Below are 17,282 nucleotides of genomic sequence, written 5' to 3'. Positions count from 1 at the left end.
CCAATGAAAAATAACATCCTAGCTTTTGTAAAAGCTTTTTTTAAAGGATTTGGGCAAATTATGTTACAGGGTAACATTTGGACGGGTATTTTATTTATAGGCGCCATTATTTATGATTCGGCACTAATGGGCTTTGCGGGAATCCTCGCCAATATCGTCGGGGTATTGACTGCCAAGTTGATGAAATTTGATGAGGGTCATATCAATGATGGACTCTTCGGATTTAATGCTACGCTTTATGGTATTGCTTTGGTTTTCTATTTTCAGACAAACGTCTGGGTATGGGGAGCTTTAATCGTCGGATCTGCGTTGACCACCATCTTGATGGGTTTTGCATTAAAGAAGAATCTGCCGGTATTTACATTTCCTTTTATCTTAATTACCTGGATCGCATTGTATGTGTTGAGTATTCCAGAATTGGCTTTAAGGACGGTACCCGAGCATTTTGTTGATATTCAAGAAATGGATGATTTCTTAATTGAAGGCCATGCCTTTGGTCAGGTTATTTTTCAGGGTAGTTTAATTGCTGGATTGATCTTTTTCATTGGGGTTTTCCTGAGCAATCCCATGGGAGCACTTTACGGTTTCGCTGCTGTTATCATCAGTGTTTATATTTCGCACCATGGCCATGAATCTGCAGATATGACCAATAATGGCATTTTTAGCTTCAATGCGGTTTTGGTTGGAATCGCTCTGAGCGGCCCACGTGTTCGTGATGGCGTATATGTACTGATCGGAACAATTATCGCCACATATTTTGATCACTTTTTGATTCATAACGGCTGGACAACATTGACTTTCCCATTTGTTTTTGCGATGTGGGCGATGCAACCGGTCAAACTTATCGATAAATGGTTGGTGAATAAATTTTCATCAGCAGAAGGGACTTCCTAGTCCTTTTTGTGAACTAAAATTTTATGTATGTTTAAATTTCGTTTAATAAAACTATTCCCAATAATGCTCTTATTGGGAATTCATGTAAATACTGCCTACGGGCAAGTCAGTCCACCGGGGTTAGGAAAAGCAAGGACCGCATCTTGGTCTGTTCTGGGCCTACGCCGGAAACTGGATAGTGCGGGAAGCAAAGAGGCACTAACCTACATCGGTCTGGGAACCAAAAGTACGCCCGACGATTCAAATCCATTTCATAAGCAGGCCATTTGGGTGCTAAATCATGAAGTCTATCATAAGTTTGCCAAGAATCAACAATATAGCTATGCATTGAGCTATCGTCGCCAAAACGTTTATGATGAGGCGGCACCCTACCATAATGAAGGTGTCGAGCAAGAATTTAGGTTATATGGGCGATATGCGTATACATTTATCCTGAATGATCGTTTGAAATGGAAAAATACCTTAAGGCAAGAGTTTCGAAAGTTCTTTACAGCTGATTTTCAGAAAACAGAAGAGAATTTTCAATTTAGGACTCGCTTGAAATCGCAGCTAAATTTTAAAATTTCGGCTAAAAATAAGCAAGAATTGGCTTTGAGCGCAGAAGGGCTTTTTGCAATCAGTAAGCTTTACGAACCTGCTAGTACATGGTCTAGCTTTGCTTATAAAGAGACCCGTCTGGGTTTCTATTACATGACAGATATTCCAAAAACACCTTTGCGATTGGATTTGGGGTATATGAACGACTTAATTAAAGGCTATGACAAAGTAGATTTTGGCGTTCATTATTTGGCCGTAGATTTAATCTGGAATTTACCTTACAGTAAAAAACATTAGCCCGCCATAAACTTATGTTTTCGATAGTCACTGGGTGAATACCCAGTGATTTTTTTAAATAGCCGAGTAAAATACGAGGGCGATTGAAATTTCAATTCAAAGGCTATACCGGCAATATCTCTCGTAGCATCCTGCAGCAGAATCTGGCTATGTAAGATACTTATTTCGCTAATCCATTGTTTCGGTGGTTTATTCGTCGCTTCTTTAACACATTTATTGAGGTAGTTTTCTGAAATATGTAATAAATTGGCATAGAATAATACGTTTTTATGATCGATATGGAATTTTTGTACATATTCGCGAAAACGGAAAGCAATATCTAGCTGTCGGCTCATTGGAGCCTTTGTTTCAATATCCGATTTTATCACCTTTAATAAGATACACTGCATCATTGAAATGCAGACTTCCATCACACGGCCCTCAGTAAAAAGTTCTTCTTCCAATAATACCAACATTTGTTGGATCCAATGTGCTACATGGGCTTTTAGTGTGGTAAAAGGATGGGAATTGAAAAATTTGATATCGTTTATACCAAGTTCAATATCAGTCACAATTTCATTTTCATAGACTACAAAAAAACCTTCTACATCATCAGAGATTGCCAGTGTGGCCGTGATATTGCCTTGTTTGATGTTAATGACTTGATTTTCAGTTAATGTGTAAGATGCGCTTTCGAGATGTTGGGTCAGGGATCCCTTCGTTACAAAAATGAGAAAATTAAACGTTGTACGATAGGGGATGACAGGCATCAGGATACTGCGTAGGTAATTCTCAATTCGATAGACTTGAATTTTATTTTCATTGAATAAATTGTGCTCAGAAACATCAGGTAGAAATAACTTTTTGTACTCGTAATTGTTGATGATCTTAATCGAATTTTTCATAGTCTTAAAACAACGTACTTACTAATGAAATCAACTAAAAAAGAATAGTTGTGTGTATGACAAATATACTTAAAAGTTTGCGAAAAACAGGTTAAAATCCAATGCTTTCATTTAAGTAATTACTGTGTTAATGGAGTGTAAAAGCCTATTTACTACATATTCTCCTGATTTCCTTTTAGAAACTCGGAGGTGAAATGTTGTTGCTGTTTTTCGTGGCTGAATTTCTCCTTATTATAGGAAGCTGAATGACCTTTGGGTATCGATAAGGTGGACCATTTATCATCCAAACATATTTTTCCGATATAGAGAATCTGCCCGATGTGGTAAGGATAATGTGCGAGTTGCCGCAAGATCGCTTCCATGACGGTATGTCCTTGATTACGGATATAGATGATTTTAACGAGATCTTCTTCTCCGAGCGATTCTATTGCTTGAAATAGACAAGCCCATCCAGCATTCCAATAAGTAATAAGCTCGTCGCGATCTGTCCAGCTGTTCTCAAATTCCTGATCCCGGTTCCTATTTTCTTTTTCACCATCTGTGCTGAGAAAATCCGTCCAACGGGAAAGCATATTTCCACCTAAATGTTTTACAATTAATGCAATGCTATTGCTTGAATCATTTGGATGCCAAAAGAGCTGTTCAGTGCTTAGTTGTGTAAATGTTTTATCACCCAATGATTTATAATATTGAAATTGCTTTATACAAGTCGCTAAGAAATTATCCATTACGCCGAAAGTTTATCATTTATATGCATATTAATATACAAAAATGTCGTGAAACCGAGACCTAAAATAGTTTTTTTTGAGCAGAAATCTGGTGGTGTTATCGATCTCACTAATTTCCTGATACTGCTTTTTGAAGTGATTAATGTGCAAATTTATAAGGAGAAGGAGAAGGAGAAGGAGAAGGAGAAGGAGAAGGAGAAGGAGAAGGAGAAGGAGAAGGAGAAGGAGAAGGAGAAGTGTGAGCAAAAAGGTCGATAAAAGCAAAGGTGATACTGGGGTATGTATCACCTTTAAGCTAACTAAACATTAAACATAAACAAACAGTCTTTATTAAAGACCACACTAAAAATTATAGTACTACTCTGCCGCTAGTTGATTTGTCAACTTGGACATTTTTTGGTTGATTTTTTAACGCAATTCTGGCAGATGTAGAAACCTTTCCCTGTAAGTTTTCTTTCACGCTGAGCGTTACATTTGCAGACGAATTCGCTTGTATTTGGGCATTTGTTGTTGAGAAACGGCTCATATCAACCGATGCCGATGAGTTGGTGTTCAAATTTAAATTTGAAGCACTTCCCGAAATGTCTTGGCTGGACGAACTACTTGCAGATACCTGCAAATTTTTACTGCTCACATTCGTTGTTAAACTACTCGAAGAACTTGTTGAAAGGCTTATATCATCCGCAATTAATCTTTTAAGGGATATGCTTGCTGAAGAAGATACGTCAACAGAAATTTTATCGGCCTTAATTGTTTCATCGGTATGAATTGAACTGCTAGAAGATGCCGAAAAACGTGTTGGTATCTTACTTGAGTAAACAGTTACGCGATTGTTTCTCGCATTTCTGACAGAACTGTTTCTTTTATACTGTACATAGAGTGTACCGTTTTTTACAGTCGTTTCGATAAGGGATAAATGCTCGGGATTATCTGCTTCAACAACAACCTCGTTGCGATTAGAGTGAATATAATCTACACGTAATGAAGTTGCCGATGAAATGCCATCTGGAGCAGTGATTTTGCGTGTTTCGCGTTCTTGTGCCTGAGCTACATATAAAAATGAAATAAAGGCAATGGTTAAGATTCTTTTCATTATTTTTCTGTTATTAGTTTAAATTTATTGTTACTGAAAGTTTCATTTTAATTCCCCTTTTTATCGTTTCTTATGTGCTTATGCACTTATGTACACGCTCTATCGTTAACTGCCACCTATAGTATAATAGTAATGCCAAAACTTTAAATCCGTTTAAAATACTGATTAACACTAGTTTTGTTCCTGAGTGCTATTTTCGTTAATGCTCATTTTTGAACATCAACTGTTCGGTATCGGACAATAGTTTGTTTACCATACCCTTCGTTTGTAGGCTGCTAACCAGAATTGATACTCTAATTGGGAAGCTGTTATAAATACTTGTCGCATCTTCTCCCGTTTTGTTGCAGTAGTTTCTGCAGCAATTTTGTCAACGTAGTTTTTCGCCTTGATAACGCCCTGTGCAAAATCCTCACCGCTATAGGTTTCTATCCATTTGGAATAGGGATTTCCCTGTGTATTTGCTGTCGATACAATGTGATCTCCGACCTCCTTATAAATCCAAAAACAGGGGAGTGTTGCCGCCATAGCGACCTCAATGCTCTCGAAAGCGGCTACGCTTTTAAGAAAATGGACATAATGATGGCAGGTTGGTTCGATTTTGTTGCTCTTGTCGGCAGGACTTAAACCAAATTCCCGAAAGTAATTTTCGTGTAATGCCCGTTCAACAAGAAGCGCATTGCGACCAAATTCGAAATAGTCCAATGCTTGTTGGTTATCCGCACTTTTTGCACCTATAAAGGCGAGCACACGGCCAAATTCTTCTAAATAGAAAGCATCCTGCTGCATGTAAAATTGAAATTTATCCAGGGGAAGACTACCATCACTAAGCTGAACAATAAATGGCATAGTAAGTATATCAGAATAAATAGCTGTTATGGATTCCCAGGCATGATCAGTCCAGTTCATATTGAATAAGTTTAATCGGATTATGGAAGTGATTTAATGGCCCATTTCCTTTGCCAATGACGAGATCTTTGCTACCAGCTATTGCTGCGTGTATATAGGCCAATGCGAATTCAACCGCGCTATCGAGACCAACGCCTTGTGCCAAATGGCTCGCAATTGCTGAAGAAAGCGAACAACCGGAACCATGTGTATTTTTGCTGTTAATTTTTTGAGATTTGAATTCAATTGGTGGACTCTTGTGCTGGAACAACAGGGATGTTAATTCTTGACTTTGGAGATGCCCGCCTTTAATCAAAACGGATTGACAACCTTTCGCCAATAGGCTATTTCCCGCTTTTTTCATCTTCTCGACATTGTCAATAACTTCGTTTACTAAAACACTTACCTCGTCTAAATTTGGTGTAATCAGCGTTGCTAAAGGAAAAAGAAGTTCTATGCAGGCCTGAATTGTATCATCGTGAATGAGCTTGTGCCCGCTGGTCGAGACCATGACTGGATCAAATACGATAGGCCCTTTATATTCTTTTAAATAGCTGCTAATAAGCTCCACAAGTTCAATATTGTGTACCATTCCTATTTTGATTGCATCGGGATAGATATCGTCAAAAATAGCATCCAATTGGTCCTGGACGGCTGCTGTAGGAATTTCATAAATACGTCTTACACCTTGTGTGTTCTGAACGGGTAAGGCAGTTAAAACATTCATGGCATAACAACCTAATGCAGATATGGTTTTGGTATCTGCCTGTATACCTGCACCACCGCTACCATCGAACCCCGCAATGCTGAGTACGGTAGGGACGCGGTATTTTTTATCTTTTGTCATTTTAATAGTTCTTTTAGTTGTGCACTGGCAGCTCTGGGATCTTGACTTTGGCATATGGCCGAAACGACTGCAATGGAGTCTGCACCGGCATTCCAGGTCTCTTCTGCTGTTTGTAAATTCATCCTTCCGATAGCGATCAATGGTTTTTCCGTCCTACTCCGAAGTTGTTTTAAACCCGCAATTCCCCATTCAGTAACCGTATCTACTTTTGTTTTCGTAGAAAAAATGGGGCTTACACCAAGGTGGTCGACGGTGTACATTTGTTCACTTTCCAGTTGTTGCATGTCTTCTATGGACCAGCCTATGGTTAATTTATCACCATATTTTTCGCGAATAGCGAGCGGCTGCAAATCATTTTGACCCACATGTACTCCCCATGCCTCGATTTGGGCAGCGATTGCTACGGCATCATTGATCACGAGCGGAATACCATAATGATCGGTCAGTTTTTTCAAACGGATGGCTTTATCCAAAAATGTGGCCGGATCGTCAGCCTTTTCGCGCAATTGTATAAGATCGACTCCGCCAATAATGGCTTCTTCGGCAACATTGAGCCAATTTTGAGGATAACAGTCCCGCTCAGAAATTACCAAATATAAAGGGTAGGGAAAAAGCGGATTAATGCGCATAGCGTTTGATCTTGAGCTTTGATTTGAGACGTTCTGCATTGAGCTGATAGAGTTCATCATAGAGATTCAATTGCAGGGTGCCCGGTCCAGCTGCTGTTTGGGCAGCGAGTTCTCCCGCTAAGCTCAGAATGGATACACCGGCAACAGCTGCTTCAAAATATTGGTCTGTAACACCTAGAAATGCACCAATAAGCGCAGTAGCACTACAGCCAAGCCCAGTTACCTGTGTCATTAAAGGGTTGCCATTAAAAACTTCAACCCGATATTGCTGTGAAAGGATATAGTCTACTTCTCCAGAAATACAGATAATGGAGCCGGTTTGTTCTTGTAATAATTGGCCAAATCGGAGCGCATCTTTACTCGCTGTCGTGCTGTCGACTCCCTTTGTGTTCGGTTGGTTGAAATTGTACAGCGTCATGATTTCTGATGCATTTCCACGAATAACCGTGGGTTTGAGATCCAGTAGATTGGATAATAAATCATTGCGGAATGCTGATATCCCAGCACCAACAGGATCAAGTACCCATGGCCGTCCAATGGTATTGGCATGTTCGGTAGCAACCAGCATAGCTTCGGCAGTATCTTCACTCAAGGTGCCGATATTAATGACAAGAGCTTGTGCAATATCGACAACCTCGCGTACTTCTAATGGGCTGTGTACCATCACAGGGGACGCTCCTAGGGCTAAAAGTGCGTTGGCAGTATTGTTCATCACGACTAGGTTTGTGATGTTGTGTACAAGGGGTTTTTCGACCCTCAGCTGCTCTAATAAATTGATAATTGAATCTTCCATTTTTTTACATATGCTAAGATATACTGTGTGGCCTTGGAGGGAAGAAGAGCGATAGCCTGTGCAGTAAAGGAGTATGCTGTACAGTGGATTTTTGCTTTTCCCTACGCCGGTATAAACCGAATCAGGTTCAAAGGGACTATCTCAATTCTATACAGAATACCCCCAAAGCCAGACCAAACTTAAACAAAAAAGAGGACTTTTCATATCCGTCATTTTTCGATCATTAGCTTGTTGAATTAATCGGCCGGATTTTGATCGGCACTAATTTCAATGTATTCAACAGGGGTATAGGTAACCCGGGCAAAATTTTTGGTCAAAAGTTCGGTTTCCAAAATCTTTCCACCCTGAAACTTTAAAAATTTCTCGCGCCAAATCTCATTTTTCCGAAAGAACTGATTGTCTATTTTAAGAAATTGATGTTCTTTTTCAACGACATGGTACGCAAAATCCAGTTCTTGATCAATTCTTAATTCGCCCTCTAAACATTTGTCTGTGAACCAGAGATTTATTTGAAAGGTGTAAGGCGTGTTGTTGGTGAATTGATAGTCGCGGTAATTATAAAAGACGGTAGCTCCACTACCGAATGGCAAAACACGGCCATCGTCCGGAAATGGATCAAAAGAGTGGTGATAACGTTCATTGACGGTGAGTGGACTATGGATAACAAGCCAATGGATGAGGTTGGATATTTGACAGATTCCACCGCCAATACCCGCTCTTGCTTCACCAAAGGATAACTCCATGCCGGGCAGATATCCTTTTTTTACAGTGGGTAGTCCAACGAGTTTACAAAATGAAAAGGTTTCCTTCGGTCTGATCAGAATGCTATTAATCTGTGCTGCTGCAATTTTCAGGTTGGTAACTTTGTTAATCTGCAATTGCATATTATTTTCGCCTAGTTTTTTTAATAAGACAGACTGATGCTTTTTAATACGAAAGGGAAGTTTTTCAGTTGATTTAGCTGTGCTGTATTTCTTATTATCAAATAGCCAAACGGCTTTGCGCTGCACTCTTCTCGCCCATACTGCAATAAAATAGAGTATGGGATGAAGTTGACTGATCAGTTTTCTTTTTCTCAATTTGACGTTTATGTATCGCTATCAAAATTAGTGCAGAAATGTGTTTTTTGCCGAATTTCGTCGAATATTTTTTTGTCAAAATCAAGAATCTTATTGTCTGAGCTTAGTGCAGTTTTTCAGTTCGTTTAGTTGGTTTTCTTTGCCTGTATGTATTTCGCTGTTAACTTTCCCTCCTTGTTATAGATCAAGCTTTCGTAGGCACAGTTTCCGAGATCTTTTACAATAGATTTTTGTTGTAATACACCCTCATAATAAAACTCATCAATCGTTTCGTTGGCTCGGTACGATCGCTTGATTTCGGCTGTCAGTCGATCGCTTTGATCGAAGGTTTGGCGCAGCGAGTAGTCACTTGTTTCCGGACTATCATATTGATAGCGGACGCGACTTTCTCTTTGATCATTTCTGCCCGAAATCTCTTCAGTAATTCGATTCTGTTGATCATAACTGTAAATGGTCCAGTCTCTCCGTTGATAGACAAAATGAATGGATTCACTTTTTATAACCTGGAGTTTACTGTTCAAGTGATAAATCATCGCCGATTCAAATGTAGGATCGTAGGAAACAATGGTATTTGGGAGATACCGGTAAATTGTACTGCTGCTCCACTTACTATTTCGAAGGTACTGTATGGAGTCGATAAGTCCGAATTGATTATAGCATCTTTTGTTGTAATAATTATTTCCCCCGGAAAGATTGTTCGATGTGATCTCTTTGCCTTCTTCATATACAGTCGTCATAATTGCACCGGATTGCACCGCATTTTCGTCCGAAAACTGCTGCATTACATAAGTGCCGTCACATTTATTCTTACGCTGACTGTAATAAAGAGGAAGAGCGGAATTTGCGATAATAGCCGCTGCATATTGCCCGGATGGAATAAATTGAACTTGTGCGATTGAGTCAAAGAAATGTGAGGCATTATATTGTGCAGAAGCTTTCTTTGACGCAATTGGTGTGCTGGTGTTTAATATCGGTTTGGCTGCTGCCAGATAGGTATTACTATCGTATATGATCTTGGGTTTGGCTAATCCATCAAACAAGATCATGGCATGACGTTGCTTCAATGACAATACGTCGATGGTCCACTGGTGATTTTTAACGATGAATGTGAGTTTTTTTGCATCGGTTTTTGTGACCAGTAACTTTGTTGTGCTATAAGGTACTAATTTGAAAATCTCAGCAGCATTTTTTTCGTGTAGACGCATGATAAAATCAGTTGATTTATCGGACTCATTGGTTAGAAAAAGAACTGCATGCGTTGGGCTAGCTATTGTTAGCGATTTTACTGTTTGCGATGCTGCGCTGGGACTATATAACAGCAATATCAACAACTGAATGATAATCGGATAAAAGTGCAGTTTCGCGTTATAATTCATTTGGGTCGATATTGCTGTTGTTGACTTTGCTATTTAATTTAATACTTCTTTCAAAAATAATAAGGTGTGCTCCCAGGCACGTTTAGCCATTACGGGGTTATATTCGGCTGACTCGGGATTCGTAAACGTATGTCCCGAATTTGCGTAGGTAATTATTTGCCAGTCTGCTTTTCCTTCATTTAATTCCTTGACCAACCCATCGTAATCTTCTTTTGATACGCTTTTATCGGCTGCTGGGTGCTCAACGAGTACTTTTGTTTTGATCGAACCATTGGGTCTGTCGGCAGCTTTGGATAGGCCTCCGTGGATACTGATCACTGCATTGACGGGGAAGCCGGCTCTCGCTGCTTCTAAGGCTCCTGAACCTCCAAAACAATAGCCGATGACAGCAATTTTCGTCGGATCCGCGCCCTCTTTTTTCAGTTGTTCCAATGCGAGCATTATGCGATGCTGATAAGCTTTATAGTCTGTCTTATAGTGGCCGGCAATTTTCGAAGCTGCGGTGTTGTCCGAGGGAATATTTCCTTCACCGTAGATGTCGGCAATGAACGCGATGTAACCTTCTTTTTCAAGAAGCAATGCAGCTTGTTTCGCTTCGTTGTCAATTCCCTTCCATGCCGGAAGAATTAAGACAGCAGGGCCTTTTTTTGCCCTATTGGAGGTTACCATGCCGTTGAGTTTTTGTTCACCATCCTGGTAAGAAACCTGTTTTAATTGTTGGGCCTGCGTAGTCATGGTGACTATAGTAAGCACCAATAGTGTCATAACTGTTTTCATCTGTTAATAATTTGTTCCACTTATTATTTTGTGTGATCAGAAATGAACCTAATTTGGAGTCCATCTCAACTAAATATAATTTTCAATGTACATTTTTTTCACTGTCGCCAACCTGAAGCTATGACTTGATGGATTCAATGATACCAATAACATCGAGCTGTCCGAGACCTTGATCCTGTGCTTTTCCGTAGGTTTCGAGTAAGGTCTTGAGGAGGGGATAGTCAGCACCGGCCTGTTGAGCCAGTCGAATATCTTTCAGCATAAGGTCTAGCGCAAATGCAGGACTGTAGTTTTCTTCCACCAATAATGGTGTTTTCACTTTTGTTGCCCCACTGCCGCTGGCACTATCGTTGATGATTTCGAGCATATCGCTTCGTTGAATTCCCAGTTTATCTGAAAATAAGATCGTCTCCGCGAGACCTTGGTAAATCGTCGAAAGGAAATAGTTGATCGCAAGTTTAGCGGCAATTCCCTGACCATTTTCGCCGAGATGTTTGATCGATTTTCCCATCTGCTCGAGGTATGGTCGGGCGCGATGAAGGTCTTCGGGATCACCACCGACCATAATAATAAGTGTACCCTCAGTCGCTGGCTTGGTACTGCCGGCAACGGGAGCATCGATAAAAGCAGCGCCTTTTTCTTTTAGCTTAGTGGCTATTGAAATACAGCGTTCACGAGATATTGTACTCATATCGACAAATAATTTGCCCTTGATCTCCCTTTGGAGGATTTTTTCATATACTTCGTTGACTGCTTCATCATTTGTGAGCATGGAGAATATAATATCGCTATGATCGACTAATTCACCTATATCTTCGCTGATAATTGATTGCTCTTCAAAGCCTGCTGCTTTAGCCTTGTTTCTATTGTAAACAGAAAGGGGGAATCCTGCTTTTTCTAGATTTTTAGCCATGGGGTATCCCATGTTTCCTAATCCTATAAAACCTAATTTTTCTATCTTCATCTAAAAATTACATTAATTGCTCTTGAAATTTACGTATAACTAAAGATACAAATGTTTTGCTCATTCCACTAATACCCTAATTTCGTTACGAAGCAGAACTATTTTATCTTCCTGTTCCAGTTTTTTTAAAATTCGGGAGACAACGACTCGGGATGTATTTAAATCGGAAGCGATATCCTGATGCGTAAGGGTGAGGATTCGGTCGTCATTCAGCTTCACTTTGGCTTTTAAATAGTTGATGATGCGTTCTTCCATATTGGAAAAAGCTAGACTATCAACAGCTTGTAACATTTCGTCCATACGGCTTGAATAGCTTGATATGATGAAATTTCGCCAGGAAGGGTATTTTCCCATCCAAAGGTTGACAAGCTCATTTGGAATCATGGCTACAGTCGTTGTTTTTTCTGCGAGCGCACGAATTTCACTTTTTTTATTCCCGAGACAACAGGCTATTGACATTGTACAGGTTTGACCTTTTTCCAGATAGTAGAGCAACAATTCGCCTTTATCTTCATCCTCCCGGACAATTTTTATTGCCCCATCCAAGAGGAGAGGCATCGCCTTGATATATTGATTGGTATCAATGATGAGATCACCTTCACGGAACGTTTTTATATGCGCGTTTTCCGCTATTTCAGCGATTAATTCCGGTTCAAGAATGCCTGTATAAGCTTGTTCTATGGATAACATATTTTTTAAATTAGTTAAAGTTAATTATTTATAGGCTTATTTCAGCTGTTGTGGGAAGAAAAGGACACAGGTAGAAACGACGGATTGAAAGAAACAATTTTTAGCACCGCATGGGGATAAGCTATAAAATCTTGTATGCAATTCATAAAAATCGTAAAATTGATAAATTTTGATTTATTCAAAACAGACAAAATATTATTCTGATTATTTTTGATGTTTTTTCATGAATAGGATGGATATATTGTATTTATTTTATGTATGCTGTATTTTTATTGCCTCTTTTTGCTGAAATTTGCTGTTTTTCTGTGGAAGATTAAAATTTATTCTTTCTGTATAGAGATACTGCATGATATTGGTATTGTTAAAATTAGTTAAAAAGACAATCAATTCCTAATTTTGCGGCACAAAAACAAAACAATCACATCTAACATGAAAAAGTCTTTACTTTTTTTTGCCCTTGTTTTTGCTAGTTATAGTGCCGTTCAAGGTCAAACAGCAAATACTGGTTCAGTTTCAGGAGTTGTCAAAGAAGCTACTGGACAAACGGTTAAAGGAGCAACCATTAAAATTACCCACATCCCAAGTGGACAAGTAGTAAGTGGCTCAGCCGATGCCCAAGGAAAATTTCAAATTTCAAATCTTCAAGAAGGAGGCCCCTACAAAGTAGAGGTAACTTACATTGGCGAAACGCCTGTTGTTTTCGAAAACATCATGCTGAAATCGGGGGAATCGTTGAATATCAATCCAATTTTTACGGCTGGATCTTCAACAAATTTGGATGAGGTTGTTGTTGTCGGTCATGGGGTTATCGATATTGCGGCAGGAAGAAAGACACCTATTGCCGTTTCGACGATCCGTAAGCAGGATTTAGAGGAAAGGGTAGGAGCACAGGATATTACTTCAGCATTAGCTAATACCCCTTCGGTTTATATCACTGGTCAGGCAAAAGGTTTTGGTGAGTCTTCTATGACAACACGTGGTTTTGATCAGTCCAATACAGCATTTTTGTTGAACGGTCAGCCTATCAATGGTATGGACAATGGAAGTGTGTATTGGTCAAATTGGTCGGGACTTACAGATATTGCCTCTTTAGTGCAGATTCAACGTGGTTTGGGATCATCTAAATTAGCGATTTCATCTGTCGGCGGAACCGTAAATTACGTGACACAATCCACTGCAATGAAAGAGGGTGGTTTTGTTCGTACCACTGTTGGTAACGATATGTTTATGAAGGCAACGGTAGGTTACAATACCGGTCTTATGAAAAACGGCTTTGCTGTTTCGGCTATGTTTACGCAGTGGTCAGGTAACGGTTATATGGACCATACAGAAGGTGCTGGACAAAGTTATTTCTTGTCTGTTGGATATAAAGCGAATGAAAAGCACAACCTGAACTTTATGGTAACGGGTGCACCACAATGGCACAACCAAGGCTATACCTCAAAATTGTCTAACTATCTCGCTAATGGCAGACGTTATAACGACAATTATAAGGATGCAAACGGCGTGATGATGAATGCACAAAAGAACTTTTATCATAAGCCAGTAGCCAACTTGAACTGGGACTGGACGATTGATGATAAATCATCTTTGTCAACTGTCGTTTACGCATCGTTAGCTGCTGGGGGTGGCCAATCGCTAAGAAGTGATAAATATAATACAGGCAAATATTTAGCTGCTGATGTGAACAATCACCAATGGTTTGGTATAGTTTCTAACTATAATCGTAAACTTTCAGAATCCTTGAATTTCAATGTCGGTTTTGATGTAAGGGACTATAAAGGTACACACTATCGTAAATTGACAGATCCACTTGGAAATACAAATGGTGTCGTATTAGGTGGTAATGTTAATTTCCCTAATAAGCCATTGGTTACCAATACATACTCAACGAACCCTTGGAAAGCTTTCTCAAGTAAACCTGATTCGCGTGAAGATCGTTTAGCTTGGGATTACAATCAATATATCCGTTACGGAGGTCTGTTCGGTCAATTGGAATATGCGAAAAATGGCTTTACAGCGTTTTTCCAAGGATCGGTTTCCGAACAACAAAACAAACGTTCTGATTATTTTCAATACACACCAGGTAATGAGGATTCTAAAGACGTGAACAATTTTGGCTACAATACGAAGGGTGGTGTAAGTTATACATTGGGACATCATAGTGTTTTTGGTAATGCGGGGTACTATTCCCGTCAGCCTTATCAAAACAATATTTTCATGAATTTTGCAAATGATATTAATGAAAATGCTGAAAATGAAAAAATCCTTGGTTTAGAGGCAGGTTATAAGTTTGCTTCTCGATTCTTGGATGTGAATGTGAATGTTTACCGCACAACTTGGGAAAACCGTGTTACGGGTAGTTCGAGTTTAGCGACGGCAGATGATGTGAAAAAATACAATCCAACAAATGATCCTGGTATTTTGGTCGAAGGTGCCTATTTATATACAACAAATTACGGTGTAAAACAGGTTCATAGCGGGGTAGAAGTTGATTTTGAGGCCCGCCCAATCGAAAAATTAAGCCTAACAGGGTTTTTATCGATAGGTGACTGGAAATACGATGGTGCAGTAAACTCTGTTATACGTAACGATAACCGCGTCGAATTGGGACGTTCTCAGGTTAATTTAACCGGTGAACATGTTGGTAACGCAGCGCAAACTTCTTATGGATTTGGTGCTAAATATAAAGTGTTTAAGGGTTTGTCTGTTGACGCAAACTACAGATATTATGAGCGTTTGTATGCATCGAATTATCGTAGAGAAGTAATAGATGGCCAAACTTATGGACGCTATATGAAATTACCTTCTTTTAATCTTTTGGATGCCGGTCTTTCTTACAATGTCAAAGTAAGTGACAAGAACAGCATGAGTTTCCGTGTTAACATGAACAATGTGTTGAATAAGTTCTATATTTCGGAAGCTACTTCGAGTAACTTGGTGACAGATGTGAACAATACTTGGAATGGTATTGATACTTCCAATTTTGTTTTGATCGGACAGGGTAGAACTTGGAATGCATCTGTGAAATTTACATTCTAATAAGATTTACGTCGAATACAAAAGGCCCACAATTATTTTGAGGGCCTTTTTTTGTTTTTTAATAAAAACTTAATAATTTTAGGTGATCTAATTGTCAACCTGATGTTGCATAAATTAATTTGTCTGGAAAATTTACAGATCGGTACTGTCCATTTTTCTGCTTTTGTTGTTAATTTGGATGGTGGAAATACAGGCTTTGCTTTATTTATTAACCAAGAAAATGACCCAATCTTTATTTTTCGAAAAGAAAAGAAAAATGAGGTATCTTTCCATGTAAATGAAGAGCAATTCTTTTGGATTGTAAAAAACAGCCAGTTTACACCAGGAGAACGTCAAGACTTTTTTGCTGAATTTGTTGAGTTCCTGCGTTTGATGGAAGAGAAGGTTTCCAATTATGTTTTCAAAAAGGAAAAATTAATCAAATTTACAAATTCGAGGGATATTGTCCGCTATAAATATTTATACCTGACAGGTGAAATTAGTTGATAAGAACACCCGATTATAGTACCCGATCTCCCGTTAGATTTCTTTTGTAATGAAATTTAGCTTAGTTTTGGGTATGAAGCATATGTTTTCAAATCTAGCTGTTATTCTACAAAACAATACTTTTGTGGAATCAGATTTTACACTGCCAGTACCCGTACTTCTTGCTAAGTTTTCTTTTTTACCTATTTCATCATTTTTTCCGGAAGCGAGTTCATCTTTTTCCGCTGATTGGCTAGATACCGTCCAACAGAGCGCGATTAGATCTACATTGGAAGGATTTAATGTCGGAATCAGTGGCGATGGCAATCCTGTCGCTTTACTTGAGCAGGCGATTGCTTTGACTAATCATGCACTTGCCTATAGTTATTTGGGGCTTTATTATTTTAAAATAGCGGCATATGACCAAGCTATTGCAACGTTTACAAGCGCAATCGAACAGTATAAAGAGGAACCGTTTTTTTATGCGAGCCGTTGTTTAGTTTATCGACTCATTGATGAAGACGAAGGTGCTTTCTATGATTATCAGATTGCCAAGAGACTGGATTTTAATTACCATAGTGTATTGGAATGGGCGGAGAATCAAGCTGAACTCACTTACTTTGAGGCCGATAATTTGGTTATTCAAGAGCTGGAATCGAAGCCAAAGCAGCTGAGTACTGACGAAATAAATTCATTGGGACTTGAATATGTTCATTGCTATAGCTATCTAAAAGCAATCGGTCTTTATTCTGCTGCTATTGCGGAATCCGATAACAAGGATAGCAACCTGTTTGTTTTTAGAGGAAGTTTGTACCTGAAATTGACCTGTTTTGAATTGGCATTGTCTGATTTCAATCAGGCTATTGCTCTTGATGAGAATCGTTCTGCCGCCTATATATTTCGCGCTAAAGTGTTTGAATCCTATCGTAATTACCAAAGTGCGCTGGAAGACTATGCCAAAGCGGAGGAAATAGATCGTGATTCATCGATCGTATACGAAGAAAGGGCATCTTTGTTTGAGCGGTTGGGGAATTTTGAGGAAGCATTATTGGATTTTGACCGCCTTGTTACGCTCAATCCGGAAGATTTTTATGTGTATTCATTACGAGCCGATTTGAATGAAAAGTTGGAGGATTTACCAGGCGCACTGGCAGATTACTCGAAAGCGATCGATTTGAATCCATATTATTCTGATTTGTATTCATATCGCGCAGCAATTCGTGAAAAATTGGGAGATCCTATCGGGGCAAAAGCCGACTTGGATAAATTCAATGAATTGGAAGATGAATAAAAAAAGTCCAC

Annotated in this window: 18 protein-coding genes and 1 riboswitch; of the genes, 6 read left to right on the top strand and 12 right to left on the bottom strand. The window is 39.2% G+C overall.

What is annotated here, in order from left to right:
• The first annotated feature begins 3 nt into the window (after positions 1–3).
• Positions 4–894, top strand: coding sequence for an urea transporter (locus tag CBM24_RS18425; RefSeq protein WP_075993434.1), 891 nt, complete (start codon positions 4–6; stop codon positions 892–894).
• A gap of 27 nt (positions 895–921) precedes the next feature.
• Positions 922–1,728 (top strand): DUF2490 domain-containing protein, encoded by an 807-nt coding sequence (locus CBM24_RS18420; protein ID WP_088162251.1) that lies wholly within the window; start codon positions 922–924, stop codon positions 1,726–1,728.
• Here the strand turns inward: CBM24_RS18420 and CBM24_RS18415 are convergent.
• Positions 1,725–2,612: a helix-turn-helix domain-containing protein gene (locus tag CBM24_RS18415; protein WP_075993432.1), complete on the bottom strand. Its 888-nt coding sequence runs from the start codon at positions 2,610–2,612 to the stop codon at positions 1,725–1,727. The two genes, CBM24_RS18420 and CBM24_RS18415, sit on opposite strands and share 4 nt — an antisense overlap.
• Positions 2,613–2,764: 152 nt before the next feature.
• A complete protein-coding gene (locus CBM24_RS18410; RefSeq protein ID WP_075993431.1) occupies positions 2,765–3,340 on the bottom strand; it encodes a DUF1572 family protein in 576 nt (191 codons plus the stop codon).
• 48 nt (positions 3,341–3,388) lie between these two features.
• Here CBM24_RS18410 and CBM24_RS27590 point away from each other — a divergent pair, with 48 nt between their 5' ends.
• Positions 3,389–3,598, top strand: a complete 210-nt coding sequence (locus CBM24_RS27590; protein WP_088162250.1) for a hypothetical protein — start codon at positions 3,389–3,391, stop codon at positions 3,596–3,598.
• Positions 3,599–3,689: 91 nt separating this feature from the next.
• Here the strand turns inward: CBM24_RS27590 and CBM24_RS18400 are convergent, their stop codons facing one another.
• The 10 genes from CBM24_RS18400 to CBM24_RS18355 all read right to left on the bottom strand — a co-directional run bounded on the left by CBM24_RS18400 (position 3,690) and on the right by CBM24_RS18355 (position 12,473).
• On the bottom strand, positions 3,690–4,433 hold the full coding sequence (locus CBM24_RS18400; RefSeq protein ID WP_075993430.1) for a GIN domain-containing protein: 744 nt from the start codon (positions 4,431–4,433) through the stop codon (positions 3,690–3,692).
• 249 nt (positions 4,434–4,682) lie between these two features.
• Positions 4,683–5,339: a thiaminase II gene (gene tenA / locus CBM24_RS18395; RefSeq protein WP_075993429.1), complete on the bottom strand. Its 657-nt coding sequence runs from the start codon at positions 5,337–5,339 to the stop codon at positions 4,683–4,685.
• Complete coding sequence (gene thiD, locus CBM24_RS18390; protein WP_088162249.1) at positions 5,326–6,165, bottom strand: bifunctional hydroxymethylpyrimidine kinase/phosphomethylpyrimidine kinase; 840 nt, start codon at positions 6,163–6,165, stop codon at positions 5,326–5,328. Before thiD ends, tenA begins: the two co-directional genes overlap by 14 nt.
• Entirely contained in the window at positions 6,162–6,794 is a 633-nt protein-coding gene (thiE, locus tag CBM24_RS18385; protein ID WP_075993427.1) for a thiamine phosphate synthase, read from the bottom strand. The genes thiD and thiE overlap by 4 nt, the downstream gene beginning before the upstream one ends.
• Positions 6,784–7,587 carry a hydroxyethylthiazole kinase gene (gene thiM / locus CBM24_RS18380; protein WP_075993426.1) on the bottom strand — a complete coding sequence of 268 codons (804 nt, stop codon included), beginning with the start codon at positions 7,585–7,587 and terminating at the stop codon, positions 6,784–6,786. Before thiM ends, thiE begins: the two co-directional genes overlap by 11 nt.
• Positions 7,588–7,668: 81 nt before the next feature.
• Positions 7,669–7,761, bottom strand: a riboswitch (TPP riboswitch).
• A 62-nt stretch (positions 7,762–7,823) separates the two neighbouring features.
• Positions 7,824–8,666, bottom strand: coding sequence for a VanW family protein (locus tag CBM24_RS18375; RefSeq protein ID WP_232475564.1), 843 nt, complete (start codon positions 8,664–8,666; stop codon positions 7,824–7,826).
• Positions 8,667–8,791: 125 nt separating this feature from the next.
• On the bottom strand, positions 8,792–10,042 hold the full coding sequence (locus CBM24_RS18370; RefSeq protein ID WP_088162247.1) for a hypothetical protein: 1,251 nt from the start codon (positions 10,040–10,042) through the stop codon (positions 8,792–8,794).
• A 33-nt stretch (positions 10,043–10,075) separates the two neighbouring features.
• The gene (locus tag CBM24_RS18365) at positions 10,076–10,819 is read right to left on the bottom strand and encodes a dienelactone hydrolase family protein (protein ID WP_088162246.1); all 744 of its coding nucleotides are present in this window, start codon (positions 10,817–10,819) and stop codon (positions 10,076–10,078) included.
• Positions 10,820–10,937: 118 nt separating this feature from the next.
• Positions 10,938–11,783, bottom strand: coding sequence for an NAD(P)-dependent oxidoreductase (locus tag CBM24_RS18360; protein WP_088162245.1), 846 nt, complete (start codon positions 11,781–11,783; stop codon positions 10,938–10,940).
• A gap of 60 nt (positions 11,784–11,843) precedes the next feature.
• Positions 11,844–12,473 (bottom strand): Crp/Fnr family transcriptional regulator, encoded by a 630-nt coding sequence (locus tag CBM24_RS18355; RefSeq protein ID WP_075993423.1) that lies wholly within the window; start codon positions 12,471–12,473, stop codon positions 11,844–11,846.
• 429 nt (positions 12,474–12,902) lie between these two features.
• Here CBM24_RS18355 and CBM24_RS18350 point away from each other — a divergent pair, with 429 nt between their 5' ends.
• The 3 genes from CBM24_RS18350 (at position 12,903) to CBM24_RS18340 (ending at position 17,271) form a co-directional block, all read left to right on the top strand.
• Positions 12,903–15,515, top strand: coding sequence for a TonB-dependent receptor (locus CBM24_RS18350; protein WP_088162244.1), 2,613 nt, complete (start codon positions 12,903–12,905; stop codon positions 15,513–15,515).
• A gap of 102 nt (positions 15,516–15,617) precedes the next feature.
• Positions 15,618–16,001 carry a hypothetical protein gene (locus CBM24_RS18345; protein WP_088162243.1) on the top strand — a complete coding sequence of 128 codons (384 nt, stop codon included), beginning with the start codon at positions 15,618–15,620 and terminating at the stop codon, positions 15,999–16,001.
• Between the two features lie 49 nt (positions 16,002–16,050).
• Entirely contained in the window at positions 16,051–17,271 is a 1,221-nt protein-coding gene (locus CBM24_RS18340) for a tetratricopeptide repeat protein (protein WP_088162242.1), read from the top strand.
• Positions 17,272–17,282: the final 11 nt, after the last annotated feature.

The organism is Sphingobacterium sp. G1-14 (assembly GCF_002196555.1).
GTDB classification, from domain to species: Bacteria; Bacteroidota; Bacteroidia; order Sphingobacteriales; family Sphingobacteriaceae; genus Sphingobacterium; species Sphingobacterium siyangense.
The sequence above is the reverse complement of the archived record's forward strand: the minus strand, read 5'-3'. Positions and strand labels throughout refer to the sequence as shown.

What these genes read in the sequence shown, in the direction of transcription:
- CBM24_RS18425 (WP_075993434.1), top strand. Translation starts at nt 4, where the DNA reads ATGAAAAATAACATCCTAGCTTTTGTAAAAGCTTTTTTTAAAGGATTT.
- CBM24_RS18355 (WP_075993423.1), bottom strand. Translation starts at nt 12,473, where the DNA reads ATGTTATCCATAGAACAAGCTTATACAGGCATTCTTGAACCGGAATTA.
- CBM24_RS18360 (WP_088162245.1), bottom strand. Translation starts at nt 11,783, where the DNA reads ATGAAGATAGAAAAATTAGGTTTTATAGGATTAGGAAACATGGGATAC.
- CBM24_RS18410 (WP_075993431.1), bottom strand. Translation starts at nt 3,340, where the DNA reads ATGGATAATTTCTTAGCGACTTGTATAAAGCAATTTCAATATTATAAA.
- CBM24_RS18340 (WP_088162242.1), top strand. Translation starts at nt 16,051, where the DNA reads ATGAAATTTAGCTTAGTTTTGGGTATGAAGCATATGTTTTCAAATCTA.
- thiD (WP_088162249.1), bottom strand. Translation starts at nt 6,165, where the DNA reads ATGACAAAAGATAAAAAATACCGCGTCCCTACCGTACTCAGCATTGCG.
- CBM24_RS18420 (WP_088162251.1), top strand. Translation starts at nt 922, where the DNA reads ATGTTTAAATTTCGTTTAATAAAACTATTCCCAATAATGCTCTTATTG.
- CBM24_RS18365 (WP_088162246.1), bottom strand. Translation starts at nt 10,819, where the DNA reads ATGAAAACAGTTATGACACTATTGGTGCTTACTATAGTCACCATGACT.
- CBM24_RS18370 (WP_088162247.1), bottom strand. Translation starts at nt 10,042, where the DNA reads ATGAATTATAACGCGAAACTGCACTTTTATCCGATTATCATTCAGTTG.
- thiE (WP_075993427.1), bottom strand. Translation starts at nt 6,794, where the DNA reads ATGCGCATTAATCCGCTTTTTCCCTACCCTTTATATTTGGTAATTTCT.
- CBM24_RS18415 (WP_075993432.1), bottom strand. Translation starts at nt 2,612, where the DNA reads ATGAAAAATTCGATTAAGATCATCAACAATTACGAGTACAAAAAGTTA.
- tenA (WP_075993429.1), bottom strand. Translation starts at nt 5,339, where the DNA reads ATGAACTGGACTGATCATGCCTGGGAATCCATAACAGCTATTTATTCT.
- CBM24_RS18350 (WP_088162244.1), top strand. Translation starts at nt 12,903, where the DNA reads ATGAAAAAGTCTTTACTTTTTTTTGCCCTTGTTTTTGCTAGTTATAGT.
- thiM (WP_075993426.1), bottom strand. Translation starts at nt 7,587, where the DNA reads ATGGAAGATTCAATTATCAATTTATTAGAGCAGCTGAGGGTCGAAAAA.
- CBM24_RS18400 (WP_075993430.1), bottom strand. Translation starts at nt 4,433, where the DNA reads ATGAAAAGAATCTTAACCATTGCCTTTATTTCATTTTTATATGTAGCT.
- CBM24_RS18345 (WP_088162243.1), top strand. Translation starts at nt 15,618, where the DNA reads ATGTTGCATAAATTAATTTGTCTGGAAAATTTACAGATCGGTACTGTC.